This window comes from Hydrocarboniphaga sp. FW305-C-57, from assembly GCF_058783045.1.
In genome coordinates, this window is record NZ_JBYSYG010000003.1 from 108,127 (window position 1) to 123,081 (window position 14,955).

Consider the following 14,955-nt stretch of genomic DNA (forward strand, 5'->3'; position numbering starts at 1 on the left):
ATGAGTACCGCTGTCAAGAATCCCCCCGCGAACGAAACGATCCGCGAGCGCGGGCTGCACTCCATCGAAGAGATCATCGCCGACTTCAAGGCCGGCAAGATGGTCGTGCTGATGGACGACGAGGATCGCGAGAACGAGGGCGACATCGTCATGGCCGCCGAGAAAGTGCGGCCCGAGGACATCAACTTCATGGCCCGCTTCGCGCGCGGCCTGATCTGCCTGACGCTGTCCGAACAGCGCTGCAAGCAGTTGCGCCTGCCGCCGATGGTCACCGACAACGGGGCGCAGTTCTCGACCGCGTTCACGGTCTCGATCGAAGCCGCGCAGGGCGTGACCACGGGCATCTCGGCCTACGACCGCGCGCACACGATCCGCACGGCGGTGAAGCGCGACGCCAAGCCCGAAGACCTCGTCCAGCCCGGCCACATCTTTCCGCTGACCGCGCAGCCCGGCGGCGTGCTCGCACGTGCGGGCCACACCGAAGCCGGTTGCGATCTCGCGCGTCTGGCCGGCCTGGAACCGGCCGCGGTGATCTGCGAAGTACTCAACGAGGACGGCAGCATGGCGCGCCGTCCGGATCTCGAAGTGTTCGCGCGCGAGCACGACCTCAAGATCGGCACGATCGCCGACCTGATCCGCTATCGCCTCGACAACGAGCACACCGTCGAACGCGTCGCCGAAACCACGGTGAAGACCGAGTTCGGCGACTTCCGTCTCGTCACCTTCCAGGACACGGTCGACAACACCGTGCACCTGGCGATGGTGAAGGGCCACATCAAGCCGCAGACGCCGACGCTCGTGCGTGTGCACATTCGCAATACCTTGGCCGACGTGCTCGGCATCGAGCACGAGCATTTCGCCTGGCCGCTCAAGCGCGCGCTCAAGCGCATCGCCGACGAAGGGCAGGGCGTGCTCGTGCTGCTGCGCCGTCCCGAATCGCCGCGCGAACTCGTCCAGCAGATCGTCGGCCTGCACAAGAACGCGATCCCGGACATTGAGCACGGCCCGCACGATCCGCAGGTGCTGCGCACCTACGGCATCGGCGCGCAGATTCTGTCCGACGTCGGCGTGCGCAAGATGCGCGTGCTGTCCGCGCCCAAGCGCATGCAGGGCATCGCCGGCTTCGGCCTCGAAGTCGTCGAATACGTGGCCTGCGACTGATGAGCACTTCGCAAATCGCCGGCAAGTCCGGCTACAGCGCCGAACGCCCGCAAGGGCTCGATGCATCGAACCTGCGCGTCGGCATCCTCGCCACGCAATGGAACCTCGACGTCGTCGACGCGCTCGTCAAAGGCGCCTACGAATGCCTGCAGGATTGGGGCGTGGCGCCCGCGCACATTCGTGAATTCCGCGCGCCCGGCGCGTACGAATTGCCGCTCGCGGCCGAGCGCATCCTGGCCGGCGGCTACGACGGCGTGGTCGTGCTCGGCGCGGTCATTCGAGGCGATACGCCGCATTTCGATTTCGTCGCCGGCGAATGTTCGCGCGGCCTCATGGACGTACAGCTCAAGCACGGCAAGCCGGTGGGTTTCGGCGTGCTGACGGTCAACACCGCGCAGCAGGCGCACGATCGCGCTGGCCCGGGCAAGACGAACAAGGGTTATGAAGCCGCGGCGGCGGTACTCGACATGATCCGCCTGATCAGGAGCGTGTCTTGAGTGACCAGTTGCCCCAGAGCCGCCGCGGACTCGCGCGCCGGCTGACCGTGCAGGCCTTGTACCAGTGGCTCGTCAACGAGACGCCGCCCGATTCGCTGCTCAAGCAGTTCCGCGAACAACCCGAAGGGCTCGGTCGCGCCGACGGCGAGTACTTCACCGAGCTGCTCAAGGGCGTGGTCGACCAGGCGCCGGAGCTGACGATGGCGATCGTGCCGCACATCGATCGCCCGCTGAGCCAGCTCGACCCGGTCGAACACGCGGTGCTGCTGCTCGGCGCCTACGAGCTCACGCACAAGATCGAAGTGCCGTGGAAGGTCGTGGTCAACGAGTCGGTCAACCTCGCCAAGGTGTTCGGCGCCGAAGAGGGCTACAAGTTCGTCAACGGCGTGCTCGACAAGCTCGCGCGCGACGCGCGCGGACGGGAGATCGGCGCATAAGTTTTTGATGTTCCTCTCTCCCGCTTGCGGGAGAGAGTCCCTCGTGATAGCGAGGGGAGAGAGGGTCGGCCCGATTTAGCGAGCGCCCTTTTCAAGCTGTCCCTCTCCCGGCGCTGCGCGCCACCCTCTCCCACAAGTGGGAGAGGGACCAGCCGGTCAGTGCTTTCGACGCGGACACATGGACGAATTCACCCTCATCCGTCGCCACTTCGCCACGCTGTCGTCGCCGCGCGAGGACGTGGCGCTCGGCATCGGCGACGACGCCGCGCTGCTGAGCGTGCCGTCCGGCGAGGAACTCGTCGTCACGAGCGACATGCTGATCGCGGGACGGCATTTTCCGCTCGAGACCGCGCCGGCCGACATCGGCTGGAAAACGCTCGCGGTGAATCTGTCCGATCTCGCGGCGATGGGGGCGCAGGCGCGCTGGTTCACGCTCGCCGTCAGCCTGCCGGAAGTGGACGAAGCCTGGCTGCTCGAATTCACGCGCGGCCTGCGCGAGCTCGCGCAAGCCAGCCATGTGGCGCTGGTCGGCGGCGATACCACGCGCGGCCCGCTGACGCTGACGATCACCGCGATGGGCACGGTGCCGGCCGGGCAGGCGCTGCGCCGCTCCGGCGCTCGGCCCGGCGATGCGATCTTCGTCAGCGGAACGCTCGGTGACGCGGCGCTCGCGCTGCGGCAGTGGCAGGGCGGATCGCCTGTGCGCACGGCGCGCGAAAAGCAGTTGCGCCAGCGCCTGGACCGGCCGACGCCGCGGCTTGCGCTCGGGCTCGCCCTGCGCGGCATCGCGAGCGCGGCGATCGATCTGTCCGACGGCCTGGCCGGCGATCTCGGCCATATCCTCGCGGCCAGCGGCGTCGGCGCGAGCCTCGATGCCCAGGCGCTGCCGATGTCGGATGCCTTCGCCGACCTGGTCCCCGATGCGCTGCGCGACGAACTGCAATTGAGCGGCGGCGACGACTACGAGCTCTGCGTCTGCGTGCCGCCCGAACACATCGTAGCGGCCGAACGGCTGGCGCTGACCCGCATCGGCCGCATCGAGGCCGAACCCGGCCTGCGCCTGGTCGACGCGGACGGTCGATCGCAGGCGTTCACATCGACCGGCTATCGTCACTTCCCATGAAAGCCTCCACGAACCCGAACAAGCACGGCGCGGCCCATCGCCAGCGCCTCAAGCAGCAGGCCATTCCGCGCCCGCCCGCCGCCTTGATCCTGAGCACGCCGGTCCACCTGATCGCCTTCGGCTTCGGTTCCGGGCTCGCGCGCCACGCGCCCGGAACCTGGGGCACGCTCGCCGCGGTGCCGATCTTCCTGCTCGCCTCGGCCTTGCCGTTCTACGCCTACGCGGCGCTGTGCCTGGCCCTGTTCGTGCTCGGCTGCTGGGCCTGCGGAGAGAGCGGCCGGTTGCTGCAGGTCGAGGATTACCCGGGTTTCGTATTCGACGAGATCGTCGGCTTCCTGCTCGCCGCGGCCCCGCTGGTGGCCTGGTTCGGCTTCTGGGCGCCGGGCGTCTGGATCGGGCTGCCGATCGCGTTTGTGCTGTTCCGGGTCTTCGACATCGTCAAACCCTGGCCGATCGCCTGGTTCGACCGCCACGTTCACGGCGGACTCGGGGTGATGCTCGACGACGGGCTGGCCGGCCTGTTCGTGGCCCTGATCGGCACGGGCGCACTGTGGCTGCTGCGCGGGGCTCCGCTGCTTTAGCCGAAGCGGTGAATGCGGATTTCGATAGGATACTGTTTTCTGCGCCCATGATCAGTGGCGCTGCAAGACCTTGGCCTGGGCCTGAATGCGATGGGATAATGGACGACTTGCGGATTACGCCAGGCGTCCCGCGTATCGATCGGGGCGGTCCCAGATATCGAGTCCTTTTGGAGTAAGCAATGTCAGAGCCCGTTGAGCGGGACGTAATGGAGTACGACGTCGTCATCGTCGGCGGTGGTCCGTCGGGCTTGTCGGCGGCGATCCGTCTGAAGCAGCTGGCCGAGAAAAATGGCCAGGAAATCAACGTCTGCCTCGTCGAAAAGGGCTCCGAGGTCGGTGCTCACATCCTCTCGGGTGCGGTGTTCGAGCCGCGCGCGCTCGACGAGCTGTTCCCCAACTGGAAGGAGCTCGGCGCTCCGCTCAACGCGCCGGTCAAGCGCGACGAGCTGCATTTCTTCTATAGCCCGCAGAAGTCGTTCCGCTTCCTCGACTTCATGATCCCGACGCCCATGCACAACCATGGGAACTACGTCATTTCGCTCGGCAATCTCTGCCGCTGGCTCGCCACGCAGGCCGAAGGCCTCGGCGTCGAGATCTATCCGGGCTTCGCGGCCCAGGAAGTGATCATCGAAGACGGCGTCGTTCGCGGCGTGCAGATCGGCGATCTCGGCGTCGGCCACAACGGCGAGCCCAAGGAAGGCGTCTACACGCCCGGCATGGAGCTGCGCGCCAAGTACACGCTGTTCGCCGAAGGTTGCCGCGGTCATCTCGGTAAGCGCCTGATCGAGAAGTATCAGCTTGCCAGCGAAGCCGATCCGCAGCACTACGCCATTGGTCTAAAGGAACTCTGGGAAATCGACCCCGCCAAGCACGAGCTCGGCCTGGTCGTGCACGGCGCCGGCTGGCCGCTGCAGACGTTTGGCACCGACAGCACCGGCGGTTCGTTCCTGTATCACCTCGAGAACAACCAGGTCGTCGTCGGCCTGATCGTCGACCTGTCGTACACCAACCCGTACCTGTCGCCGTTCGACGAGTTCCAGCGCTTCAAGCACCACCCGGTCGCCGCCAAGTACCTCGAAGGAGGCAAGCGCCTCTCGTACGGCGCGCGCGCGATCGTCAAGGGTGGCCTCAACTCGCTGCCCAAGCTCGTGTTCCCGGGCGGTGCGCTGATCGGTGACGACGCCGGCAAGCTCAACTTCGCCAAGATCAAGGGCAGCCATACGGCGATGAAGTCGGGCATGCTCGCGGCCGAGGCGATCGCCGAGAAGCTGCAGGCGGGTTCGGAAGGTGGCGACCTGCTGAGCAACTATCCGGAGAAGTTCAAGGCCAGCTGGCTCTACGAAGAGCTCTACAAGAGCCGCAGCTTCGGCGCCGCGATTCACAAGTTCGGCGCGCTGATCGGCGGCACCATCAACTGGATCGAGCAGAACATCTTCGGCGGCAAGGCGCCCTGGCACTTCCGCGATCTCAAGAAGGATCACGAGACGCTCAAGCTCGCCAAGGATTCCGAGAAGATCATCTACCCGAAGCCGGACGGCAAACTGTCGTTCGACAAGCTGTCGTCGGTGTTCCTGTCGAGCACCAACCACGAGGAAGACCAGCCGGTCCACCTCAAGCTCAAGGATCCGTCGGTTCCGATCGAGCAGAACCTGCCCAAGTACGACGAGCCCGCGCAGCGCTACTGCCCGGCCGGCGTCTACGAGGTGGTGACCGCTCCGACGGGAGACAAGCGCTTCCAGATCAATGCGCAGAACTGCGTGCACTGCAAGACTTGCGACATCAAGGACCCGGCCCAGAACATCGTCTGGGTCGCGCCCGAAGGTACTGGCGGGCCGAATTACGCCAACATGTAGGTTTTCACAGCCGTAGATCAGTGGTTAATCCCCCCGGCCTTGCCGGGAGGACTGCAGCAATGAAAGGTGAAAGGCGCTCGGAGGATGGATGAGCGTCTGACCCCAGAAACTTTGAAGCCGAGCGAGAGACAGAATGAAAGCATTGGTGAGCGTGAAGCGAGTGGTGGACTACAACGTCCGCGTGCAGGTGAAGTCGGATGGAAGCGGAGTGGTGACGGATGGCGTCAAGCACTCGATGAACCCGTTCGACGAAATCGCGATGGAAGAAGCGGTTCGTCTGCGTGAGAAGGGCAAGATCACCGAGATCGTCGCGGTGACGATCGGCGGCGCCAAGAACGAAGAAACGCTGCGCTCGGCGCTGGCGTTCGGCGCGGATCGCGCCATTCACATCAAGGAAGAAGGCGAGGTTCAGCCGCTGTCGGCGGCCCGCGCGTTCGCCGCGGTGCTCAAGAAGGAAGGTGCGGACGTGTTCCTGGCCGGCAAGCAGGCCATCGACGACGACGCCAACCAGACCGGCCAGATGGTCGCCGCGCTGCTCGACATCGCCCAGGCGACGTTCGCCAGCAAGGTCGAACTCGAAGCCGGCAAGGCCACCGTGACGCGCGAAGTCGACGCCGGCCTCGAAACGCTCGAAGTGGACCTGCCGGCGGTCATCACCACCGACCTGCGCCTCAACGAGCCGCGCTACCTGAAGCTGCCGGACATCATGAAGGCCAAGAAGAAGCCGATCGAAACGGTCAGCTTCGCCGACCTCGGCGTCGAAAAGGCCGCCGCGCTGAAGGCCACCAAGACCGCCGCTCCGCCCAAGCGCAGCAAGGGCATCGTGGTGAAGTCGGTGGACGAGCTGGTGTCCGCACTCAAGGGCAAGGGCCTTCTCTAAGGCCTGCTTCTAGGAAATAAAACTAATGAGCAAGATTCTGGTCATCGGCGAAATCGCCGACGGTAAGTTGAACTCGGGCGTCGCCAAGGTCGTGGCGGCCGCCAAGCAGATCGGTGGTGAAGTGGTTGTGGCGCTGCTCGGTGCCGACGTCGCCGGCCCGGCCGCCGAAGCCGCCAAGCTCGACGGCGTCAGCAAGGTGCTGAAGGTCGAGCGCGCCGAGAACAAGGACATCCTCGCCGCCACCTATGCCCCGCAGATCGTCGAACTCGCGGCCGGCTACAGCCACGTGCTGTTCCCGGGCACCGCCTTCGGCAAGGACACCGCCCCGCGCGTGGCCGCCAAGCTCGGCGTGCAGCAGATCTCGGACATCATGGTCGCGCACAGCCCGACCAGCTTCGATCGTCCGACCTACGCGGGCAACGCCATCGTCACCGTGGAAGCTCCGGCTGCCCCGGCGATCGTCGCCACCGTGCGTCTGGCCTCGTTCACGGCCGTCGGCGCCGGCGGCAGCGCCGCCGTCGAAGCGGCCAGCACCTCGGCCGCTCTGCCGACGCACACGCGCTTTGTGAAGCTCGAAGCGCAGAAGTCCGAACGCCCCGACCTGCAGGCCGCCAACAAGGTGGTTTCGGGTGGTCGCGCGCTCGGCAGCAGCGACAACTTCAAGGTCATCTACGACTTCGCCGACAAGATCGGTGCGGCCGTCGGTGCTTCGCGCGCCGCCGTCGACTCGGGCTACGTGCCGAACGATCTGCAGGTCGGCCAGACCGGCAAGATCATCGCGCCGGAACTGTATTTCGCCATCGGTATCTCGGGCGCGATCCAGCATCTGGCCGGCATCAAGGACGCGCGCACGATCGTGGCGATCAACAAGGACGCCGAAGCGCCGATCTTCGAAGTGGCCGATTTCGGCCTCGTCGGCGATCTGTTCCAGGTCGTGCCGGAGCTGCAGAGCAAGGTGTAATGCACTGCTGAAGTCGCGAGCCGCACCGGCCCAGTGCCGGTGCGGCTTTCGTGTTTCTTGGCATGGATGCCGAAATGCGGGCCGAATGAAGTCAGCCGCCGTTCATCGCTGCGATTTCTCCCTTGATCGGTCCGGAGCTTGCATCAAGCTCCATGCGTGTTTGACTGAGCCATTCTCAGGAATGTCTTCTCGCCCGCTCACACTGGGGCGCGAGGGCGTGATTGCTCAGCGCCAATCCAATAAAAAATGCTTTCGACACTGATCCGATCAACGCTTTTGATCGGCTGTGCCTTGCTGTCGCTGGAATCGCAAGCGCAGTCGATTGATACCAGGGCGAGCCTCAAGCTCGCTGAATCGCTGGAATTCCGGCCGATCGAAAACCCCGCTCGCGGTGAACATGAGCCGCCGGTCAGGTTGGAGGTCGCCGAGGACGTCGCCAGCAGCGTGGCGATGCGCCTGGTGCTGTCGAAGGCCGACGCGCTCGTCGGCACGCCGTATCGTCTCGGCGGTGATTCGGACGACGACATCGATTGCTCCGCGCTCGTGCAGAAGGCCTTCCGCGTCGCCGGGCTCGAATTGCCGCGCACCACGCGCGAGCTCGCCAAGATCGGCGAGAAGGTCGATCGCGCGAGCCTGCGTCCGGGCGATCTGCTGTTCTACCGCTGGAACCGCAATCGCCTGCACGTGGCGATGTATGCGGGCAATAATGAAATCGTGCATGCCTCGCCGAATGCGCAGCAGGTGACGCGCACGCGGCTCAACAACGATTGGAATCGCCGGCTGGTTTCGGTTCGCCGGCTGATCTGAGCCCAGCCACGCGCCTTTAGTCGCGGTCGGGTGCCCCGAGCGGAAAATACGGCCGATACGGCCGCGCCTCGTCGATCGCACGCGCGAACGACGGTCGTGCGTTGAGCCGCTTGCGGTAGGCGAGCACGTTCGCGAAGCGCTCGTCGATCTTGTGCACCCAGTCGACGTAGAACAATGACGGAGCCGCCGCGCAGTCGGCCAGCGTGAAACCGTCGCCCGAAGCCCACTCGCGGCCGGCCATGTGCGCATCGAGCCAAGAATAGGACTTCTCGAGCAGCGCACGCGCCTCTTCGACGCCCTGCGCATCGCGCCGGCCCGGCTCGCGAATCGCGTCGAACACGATTTTCTGCGAGGGCGTGTGGATGTAATGGTCGAAGAAGCGATCCAGAAAGCGCACGTCGAGCGCGGCCTCCGCATCGTCCGGAATGAAGCGCACCGGGCCCGGATACAGCGCATCGAGCCGTTCGATGATGATGGTGGCCTCGGGCACCACCTTGCCGCCGTCGACGAGCACCGGAAAGCGCTTGATCGGCCACAGGCGCCCGAGTTCGTCCGACGCGGCCTGGTCGCCGATCGCGAGTTCCTTGAACGTGAACGGCGTGGCGTTCTCGTAGAGCGCGATCAGCGCTTTCTGGCAGTAGGACGAAAACGGGTGCGCGTAGAGCGTCAGCGATGCCATCGGTTTCTCCTCTCTCGATTCTTCTCGCCGCATGATGCGGCGATCGGGAGCCGGTGCAAACCCGAAGCCTGGCTAGGGCAGAAAGCGCACGCGCCGCTCCCAGATCGCGAGCACCACGCAGCCGTCCTCGCTGTGCACGTGGTGGTCGGTGCCCGCGGGCTGCACCATGAAGCTGCCGGCCTCATGCCGGCCGCGCTCGTCGGTCTGGCTGCCCGAGAGCACGAAGATGTGCTCGTAGCCTTCGTGGCGATGGACAGGCGCGGTCGCGCCAGGGGCATAGCGCAGCAGCATCGCGGCGGGCCCGCCGTTCGGTGTCTCGTAGATCGGATAGCAATCGATGCCGGCGTGGAACGGCTTCCAGCCGTCCACCGGCAGATTGGCGGATGCATCGAACAAGCCGTCGAGGACGATCGGAACCACTGGAACAGGTGAAGTCATCGCGCTCCGTGCCGATGCTTGGGAAGAATCAGCCTGGAACGATGCAACACCCGAGCCGCTATGGCCAGCCTCACGCGAGCGCGGCGAGCAGGGCCTCCGAATTCGACACCGCGCCGAACACGCCGCCCTGCATCTTGATCATCTGCTGCGCCGCCAGGTGATTGTTGTAATCGGTGGCTCCGCAGCAGTCCGCGAGCAGCACGCATTCGAAGCCGCGATCGTTGCCCTCGCGCATCGTCGTGTGGACGCAGACGTCGGTGGTGATGCCGGTCAGCACGATGTTGTCGATGCCCTTCACGCGCAGCATCAGCTCGAGATCGGTCGCGCAGAAGCTGCCCTTGCCGGGCTTGTCGATGATCGGCTCGCCGGGCAGCGGATAGAGCTCTTCGATGATGTCCCAGCCCGGTTCGCCGCGAACCAGGATGCGTCCGCAAGGCCCCGGATCGCCGATGCCCGCGCCGATCTGCCGCGAGCGCCAGCGCTTGTTCGCGGGCAGATCGGACAGGTCGGGCCGATGGCCTTCGCGCGTGTGGATGACGTGAAAGCCGAGTTCGCGAAAGCGCGTCAGCACGCGCTTGATCGGCTCGATCGGCGCGCGCGTGAGCGAAAGGTCGTAGCCCATCTTGTCGACGTAGCCACCGACGCCGCAGAAATCGGTCTGCATGTCGATGATGACCAGCGCGGTGTTCTGCGGGCGCAGGTCGCCGTTGTAGGGCCAGCGGTAGGGCTCGGCATCGATGGTTACTTCGGTCACGGGGGCCTCGGCAAGTGGCGGTGGATGGAATTGCTGCGCAAGGATTGCGCCCTTGCGGTCTGTCTTGGGCTCAATGCCCGGCCGCCATGTGGCTGCCGATGACGCTGCGATCGGCCTGCGCCGCGTCCACCTCGTGGACGATGCGGCCGTCGCTGATGACGAGCAGGCGGTCGGCCAGCTGCAGCAGCTCGTCGAGATCGTCGCTGGCCACCAGCACGGCCGCGCCGGCATTGCGCGCGGCCACCAGCCGCGCATGCACGTCGGCGACCGCCTTGAAGTCGAGGCCGAACACCGGGTTGGCCACGATCAGCACATTGACCGGTTCGGACAGCTCGCGCGCGAGCACCGCGCGCTGCACGTTGCCGCCCGACAGCGTCGCGATCGGCCGCGCCGGGTCGGCTGGCCGCACGTTGAACGCGGTGATGCGCTCGCGCGCCTGCCGGCGGATCGCCGCGAAACTCACCAGGCCGCCGGCGCGGCGGATCGGGGCGCGATCGAAGCTGCGCAGGGCGATGTTGTCGGCCACGCTGAGCTTGCCGACGCAGCCCTTGTGCAAGGGTTCTTCGGGCAGCGCGAAGACGCGGTGGCGGCGCATCTGCGCGCGCGTGGCGTGGTAGGCCTCACCATCGATGGCGATGCTGCCCGCGGCGACTTCGCGCTGGCCGCTGAGCGCCTCGATGAGCTCTTTCTGCCCGTTGCCCGAAATGCCCGCAAGTCCCACCAGTTCGCCGCCGCGCAGGCTCAGCGACAGGTCGTGCACGCGCTGCAGGCCGCGATCGTCGCGCACGCAGAGCCGGTCGATGGTCAGGCGCGTGACTGCGGACGGCGGCGTGCGTGGCAGCTGGCGCGTCTGCGTCTGCGGCTCCACCGCCGCGGTGGCGTCTTCGGCCTGGCCCATGATCCAGCGCGCCATCTGCGCCTGCGAGGTCTGTGCGACCTGCGAGCGCGCCACCAGTCGGCCGCGACGCAACACCGTGACCTCGTCGGCGTAGGCCAGCACTTCGCCGAACTTGTGGGTGATCATGAGCACGCTGATCTCGCCGCGATGGGCCATGTCGCGCAGCAGGCCCAGCACCTCGTCGGCCTCCTGCGGCGTCAGCACCGACGTCGGCTCGTCGAGGATCAGCAGGCGATGCCGGAGATAGAGCTGCTTGAGGATCTCGAGCTTCTGCTTTTCGCCGGCGCCGAGGCCGGCGACCGGCGCGTCGAGCGGCAGCCGGAACGGCGCCTGCCGCATGAAGGCCTCGAGTTCGCCGCGCACCGAGCGCCACGGAATGCGCCAGGGCAGGGCGCCGCGCGCGAGCAGCAGGTTCTCGGCGACGCTGAATCCCGGGGCCACCGTGAAATGCTGGTAGACCATGCCGATGCCGAGCTTCTGCGCGGCGCGCGGCGAGGTGATCTCCACCTCGCGGCCGTCGAGCAGGATCTGCCCCTGGTCGAGCACCTGGTAGCCGATGAGCCCCTTGACGAGCGTGCTCTTGCCGGCCCCGTTCTCGCCGAGCAGCGCGTGGACGCTGCCGGGCGCGAGCTTGAGCGAGACCTCGTCGAGCGCGCGGAACGCCCCGAAGCTCTTGCCCGCGCCGACGACTTCGAGCGCGATGGCCCGGGGTGCCGCGGGCGACGAAGGTATCGAATGGGTGCGGGTCATGGAGCGGCCCTCATCGCGTCAGCGACAGCTCGCCGGGCGTGCCCGCAAGCGTCTGCCGCGGCCGCGAACTCGCGATCATGATGCCCAGCGTCAGCGCATAGGGTGCCGCGTTGAACAGGTGATAGCCGGAGCTGATGCCGATGGACTGCAGCGCCGGGCCGAGCGCCCCGGCTGCACCGAACAGCATCGCCGCGGCCAGGCAGCCCAGCGGCCGCCAGCGCGCGAAGATCACCAGCGCCACCGCCATGATGCCCTGGCCGCTCGACAGTCCCTCGCTCCAGGAGCCCGGATAGCACAGCGACAGATAGGCCCCGCCGACGCCCGCGAAAGCCCCGCCGGCGGCGGTGGCGAGCGTGCGTACGCGCGCCACCGGATACGCCAGCGCACGTGCGGTGCCCTCGTGATCGCCGACCAGGCGCAAGGCCAGGCCCAGGCCGGTGCTGCGCAGGCCCCAATGCAGCAGCAGGGCCAGCAGCACGCCGACCGGAAACAGGGCGTTGATCGCGAGCGCGCTGCGCCAGCGCGGATCGGCGATCCAGCCGCCGAGCGGCAGACTCGGCAACTGCGGCGCCTGCGGCTGGATGTAGGGCTTGCCCAGGAAGAAGGCGAGGCCGGTTCCGAGCAGCATCAGCGCGATGCCGAAGGCGATGTCGTTGACGCGCGGCAGCGAGCAGACCAGGCCGTGCAGCCATCCGAGCGCCAGGCCCGCGAGCGCGGCGAGGCCGACGCCGATCCAGGCCGACTGGCTCAGGTACGAGCCCGCGTAGCCGCACATCGCCCCGGCCACGAGCACGCCTTCCAGGCCCAGGTTCACGCGCCCGCTTTTCTCGGTCAGGCATTCGCCGAGGCTCACGAACAGGTAGGGCGTGCCGACGCGGATCGCGCCGGCGACCATGCCGATGGACAGCGTCGCCAGTGCACCGTCAGCCATGGGCCGGCTCCAGAGTTCTCAAGCGCAATTGCCAGCCGCCGAGGCGGCCGTTGAGGGCCTCCCAGGCCAGCAGCTGGGTGAAGATCAGGCCTTGCAGCACCAGCGTCGCCGCATCGGGCAGGTCGAGCCGCCGCTGCAGCAGGCTGCCGCTGGCGCCGATGCCGCCGACCAGCACCGCGCAGACGGTGACCGCGAGCGGGTTCTGGCGCGCCGCGAAGGCGACGAGAATGCCCGCATAACCGTAGCCCGACAGCAGCGAGGCGTTGGCGCTGCCCTGCACGGCGGCGACCTCGAACATGCCGGCGAGCCCGGCCGCCGCGCCGCCCGCGAAGCAGGCGCCGATGACGAGCCGGTCGACCGACAGCCCCACCAGCCGCGCGGCCTGCGCATTGCCGCCGACCACGTTGAGGGCGAAGCCGGCGACGGTCCAGCGCAGCACGATCCAGGCGACCAGGCAGCACAGCAGCCCGGCCGCGAAGCCCCAGTGCGCGTCGAGACCCGGCAGCAGGCCGATCATCCAGTCGTCGGGCAGCGGCAGCGTCGAGGGCTTGTTGAGGCTGGCCGGATCGCGCAGCGGGCCTTCGACCAGATGATTGAAGACGGCGATGCCCAGGTAGGACATCAGCAGGCTGCCGATGGTCTCGTTGACGCCGCGCCACTGACGCATCAGCGCGCTCGCGGCGATCCACAGCCCGCCGACCAGCGCGCTCGCCAGCGTCATGAGCACGAGCGCGGGCAGCGGCGCCAGGCCCGGCGCGGCGATCGCCACCGAACCCGCGGCCAGGCCGCCGAGGGCGAGCGCACCTTCCGCGCCGATGATGACCAGCCCCGCGCGCGCGGGCAGCACCACGCACAGCGCCGTGAGCATCAGCGGCGCGGCGCGCTGCAAGGTGTTGGCGAGCGCGAACGAAGAGCCGAACGCGCCCTTGACCATGAGCCCCAGGGCCTCGATCGCGGAGACGCCGCGCCATTCGAGGAACAGCCCGAACAGGGTGAGCGCCGACAGCACCGCGAACAGCGTGGGCAGCAGGCCCAAGCCGCTCGCGGCGAGGCGGCGCGTGAGTTGCCGCGCGGGCATCGGAGCCGGCCGCCTCATGCGCCGGTCGAACCCACCACGCCTTCGACGAGGTAGTTCATCGACTCGAGCACGATGTCGGTCTGCACGAGCGTGGTGCCGGCCGCGATCACGGTCTTGCCGCCATTGTCCTTGAGCGGGCCCTTGAAGATGTCGAACTTGCCCGCGACCATTTCGGCCTTGGTCTTGTCGATCTGCGTCTTGGCCGCGGCCGGTGTCGCGCCCGTGTAGGGCGACATCTTCACGAAGCCTTCCTTGAGTCCGCCGCGCGTGAGGTTGGCGAAGGCCGCGCCCGATTGCGCCGCTGCGACGTAGCTCTTGTAGACGGTCTCCCAGTTCCACTCGGCGCCCGTGAGGTAGGACTTGGGCGCGAGTACCGACTGGTCGGCGTGATAGCCACAGACGAACAGGCCGCGCCTGGCCGCGGTTTCGACGAGCACCTTGGGGCTGTCGACGTGGCAGGTGACGACGTCGACGCCCTGGTCGGCGAGCGAGTTGGTGGCCTCGGCTTCCTTCACCGGCATCGACCAGTCGCCCGTGAAGATCACCTGCGTGGTGATGCCGGGCTTCACCGAGCGCGCGCCGAGCGTGAACGCGTTGATGTTGCGCAGTACCTGCGGAATCGGCTTGGCGGCGACGAAACCGAGCTTGCCGCTCTTGCTCGCGTGGCCGGCGGCGATGCCGTTGAGATACTGGCACTCGTCGATGTAGCCGAAGTAGCTGCCGACGTTGAGCGGGTCCTTGCCCTGGGTCCACAGTCCGCCGCAATGCGCGAAGCGCACCTTGGGATACTTGGGCGCGAGCTTCACCGCGTGCGAGAAGTAGCCGAACGAGGTCACGAAGATCAGCGAGGCTTCGTCCTCGACGATCATCGCTTCCATCGCCTTCTGCACGGCGACGGTTTCGGGCACGTTCTCCTGCTCGATCACCTTGACGCCGGGCAGGGCCTTGAGCTTGGCGACGGCCTGCGCGTGCGCCTGGTTGTAGCCGTAGTCGTCGTGCGGGCCGACGTAGAGCGCGCCGACGGTGAGCTTGCCGGCGGCGGCGAGCAGGCGCTCGGCGGGCGTCAGCAGGGCCAGCGCCGTAGCGGCTGCGGTGGATTTGAGGAAATGGCGGCGGTCGAGGGTCAT

Annotated in this window: 16 protein-coding genes; 9 read left to right on the top strand and 7 right to left on the bottom strand. The window is 67.2% G+C overall.

The window, feature by feature from the left end; all coding sequences use genetic code 11:
• The 9 genes from ribBA to AC3WUM_RS07875 all read left to right on the top strand — a co-directional run bounded on the left by ribBA (window position 1) and on the right by AC3WUM_RS07875 (window position 8,300).
• Window positions 1–1,161 carry a bifunctional 3,4-dihydroxy-2-butanone-4-phosphate synthase/GTP cyclohydrolase II gene (gene ribBA, locus AC3WUM_RS07835; RefSeq protein WP_411888000.1) on the top strand — a complete coding sequence of 387 codons (1,161 nt, stop codon included), beginning with the start codon at window positions 1–3 and terminating at the stop codon, window positions 1,159–1,161.
• Window positions 1,161–1,658, top strand: a complete 498-nt coding sequence (ribH, locus tag AC3WUM_RS07840; RefSeq protein WP_492409655.1) for a 6,7-dimethyl-8-ribityllumazine synthase — start codon at window positions 1,161–1,163, stop codon at window positions 1,656–1,658. The genes ribBA and ribH overlap by 1 nt, the downstream gene beginning before the upstream one ends.
• Entirely contained in the window at window positions 1,655–2,095 is a 441-nt protein-coding gene (gene nusB, locus AC3WUM_RS07845) for a transcription antitermination factor NusB (protein WP_492409656.1), read from the top strand. Before ribH ends, nusB begins: the two co-directional genes overlap by 4 nt.
• Before the next feature lie 178 nt (window positions 2,096–2,273).
• Complete coding sequence (thiL, locus tag AC3WUM_RS07850) at window positions 2,274–3,218, top strand: thiamine-phosphate kinase (protein WP_492409657.1); 945 nt, start codon at window positions 2,274–2,276, stop codon at window positions 3,216–3,218.
• On the top strand, window positions 3,215–3,799 hold the full coding sequence (locus tag AC3WUM_RS07855; protein WP_492409658.1) for a phosphatidylglycerophosphatase A family protein: 585 nt from the start codon (window positions 3,215–3,217) through the stop codon (window positions 3,797–3,799). The genes thiL and AC3WUM_RS07855 overlap by 4 nt, the downstream gene beginning before the upstream one ends.
• Window positions 3,800–3,978: 179 nt before the next feature.
• The gene (locus AC3WUM_RS07860; protein ID WP_492409659.1) at window positions 3,979–5,652 is read left to right on the top strand and encodes an electron transfer flavoprotein-ubiquinone oxidoreductase; all 1,674 of its coding nucleotides are present in this window, start codon (window positions 3,979–3,981) and stop codon (window positions 5,650–5,652) included.
• 133 nt (window positions 5,653–5,785) lie between these two features.
• Window positions 5,786–6,532, top strand: coding sequence for an electron transfer flavoprotein subunit beta/FixA family protein (locus AC3WUM_RS07865; RefSeq protein WP_492409660.1), 747 nt, complete (start codon window positions 5,786–5,788; stop codon window positions 6,530–6,532).
• A gap of 25 nt (window positions 6,533–6,557) precedes the next feature.
• Window positions 6,558–7,493, top strand: coding sequence for an electron transfer flavoprotein subunit alpha/FixB family protein (locus AC3WUM_RS07870; RefSeq protein WP_492409661.1), 936 nt, complete (start codon window positions 6,558–6,560; stop codon window positions 7,491–7,493).
• A 276-nt stretch (window positions 7,494–7,769) separates the two neighbouring features.
• Complete coding sequence (locus tag AC3WUM_RS07875) at window positions 7,770–8,300, top strand: C40 family peptidase (RefSeq protein ID WP_492409662.1); 531 nt, start codon at window positions 7,770–7,772, stop codon at window positions 8,298–8,300.
• A gap of 16 nt (window positions 8,301–8,316) precedes the next feature.
• Here AC3WUM_RS07875 and AC3WUM_RS07880 read toward each other — a convergent pair whose 3' ends face one another.
• From AC3WUM_RS07880 to AC3WUM_RS07910, 7 genes are all read right to left on the bottom strand, one after another.
• Window positions 8,317–8,979, bottom strand: a complete 663-nt coding sequence (locus AC3WUM_RS07880) for a glutathione S-transferase family protein (RefSeq protein ID WP_492409663.1) — start codon at window positions 8,977–8,979, stop codon at window positions 8,317–8,319.
• A 72-nt stretch (window positions 8,980–9,051) separates the two neighbouring features.
• Window positions 9,052–9,417: a cupin domain-containing protein gene (locus AC3WUM_RS07885; protein ID WP_492409664.1), complete on the bottom strand. Its 366-nt coding sequence runs from the start codon at window positions 9,415–9,417 to the stop codon at window positions 9,052–9,054.
• Window positions 9,418–9,487: 70 nt separating this feature from the next.
• The gene (gene biuH / locus AC3WUM_RS07890; protein WP_492409665.1) at window positions 9,488–10,171 is read right to left on the bottom strand and encodes a biuret amidohydrolase; all 684 of its coding nucleotides are present in this window, start codon (window positions 10,169–10,171) and stop codon (window positions 9,488–9,490) included.
• A gap of 70 nt (window positions 10,172–10,241) precedes the next feature.
• Window positions 10,242–11,819, bottom strand: a complete 1,578-nt coding sequence (locus AC3WUM_RS07895) for an ABC transporter ATP-binding protein (protein ID WP_492409666.1) — start codon at window positions 11,817–11,819, stop codon at window positions 10,242–10,244.
• 10 nt (window positions 11,820–11,829) lie between these two features.
• The gene (locus tag AC3WUM_RS07900) at window positions 11,830–12,750 is read right to left on the bottom strand and encodes an ABC transporter permease (RefSeq protein ID WP_492409667.1); all 921 of its coding nucleotides are present in this window, start codon (window positions 12,748–12,750) and stop codon (window positions 11,830–11,832) included.
• On the bottom strand, window positions 12,743–13,828 hold the full coding sequence (locus AC3WUM_RS07905) for an ABC transporter permease (protein ID WP_492409668.1): 1,086 nt from the start codon (window positions 13,826–13,828) through the stop codon (window positions 12,743–12,745). The genes AC3WUM_RS07900 and AC3WUM_RS07905 overlap by 8 nt, the downstream gene beginning before the upstream one ends.
• 14 nt (window positions 13,829–13,842) lie before the next feature.
• Window positions 13,843–14,955 (bottom strand): BMP family ABC transporter substrate-binding protein, encoded by a 1,113-nt coding sequence (locus AC3WUM_RS07910; RefSeq protein ID WP_492409669.1) that lies wholly within the window; start codon window positions 14,953–14,955, stop codon window positions 13,843–13,845.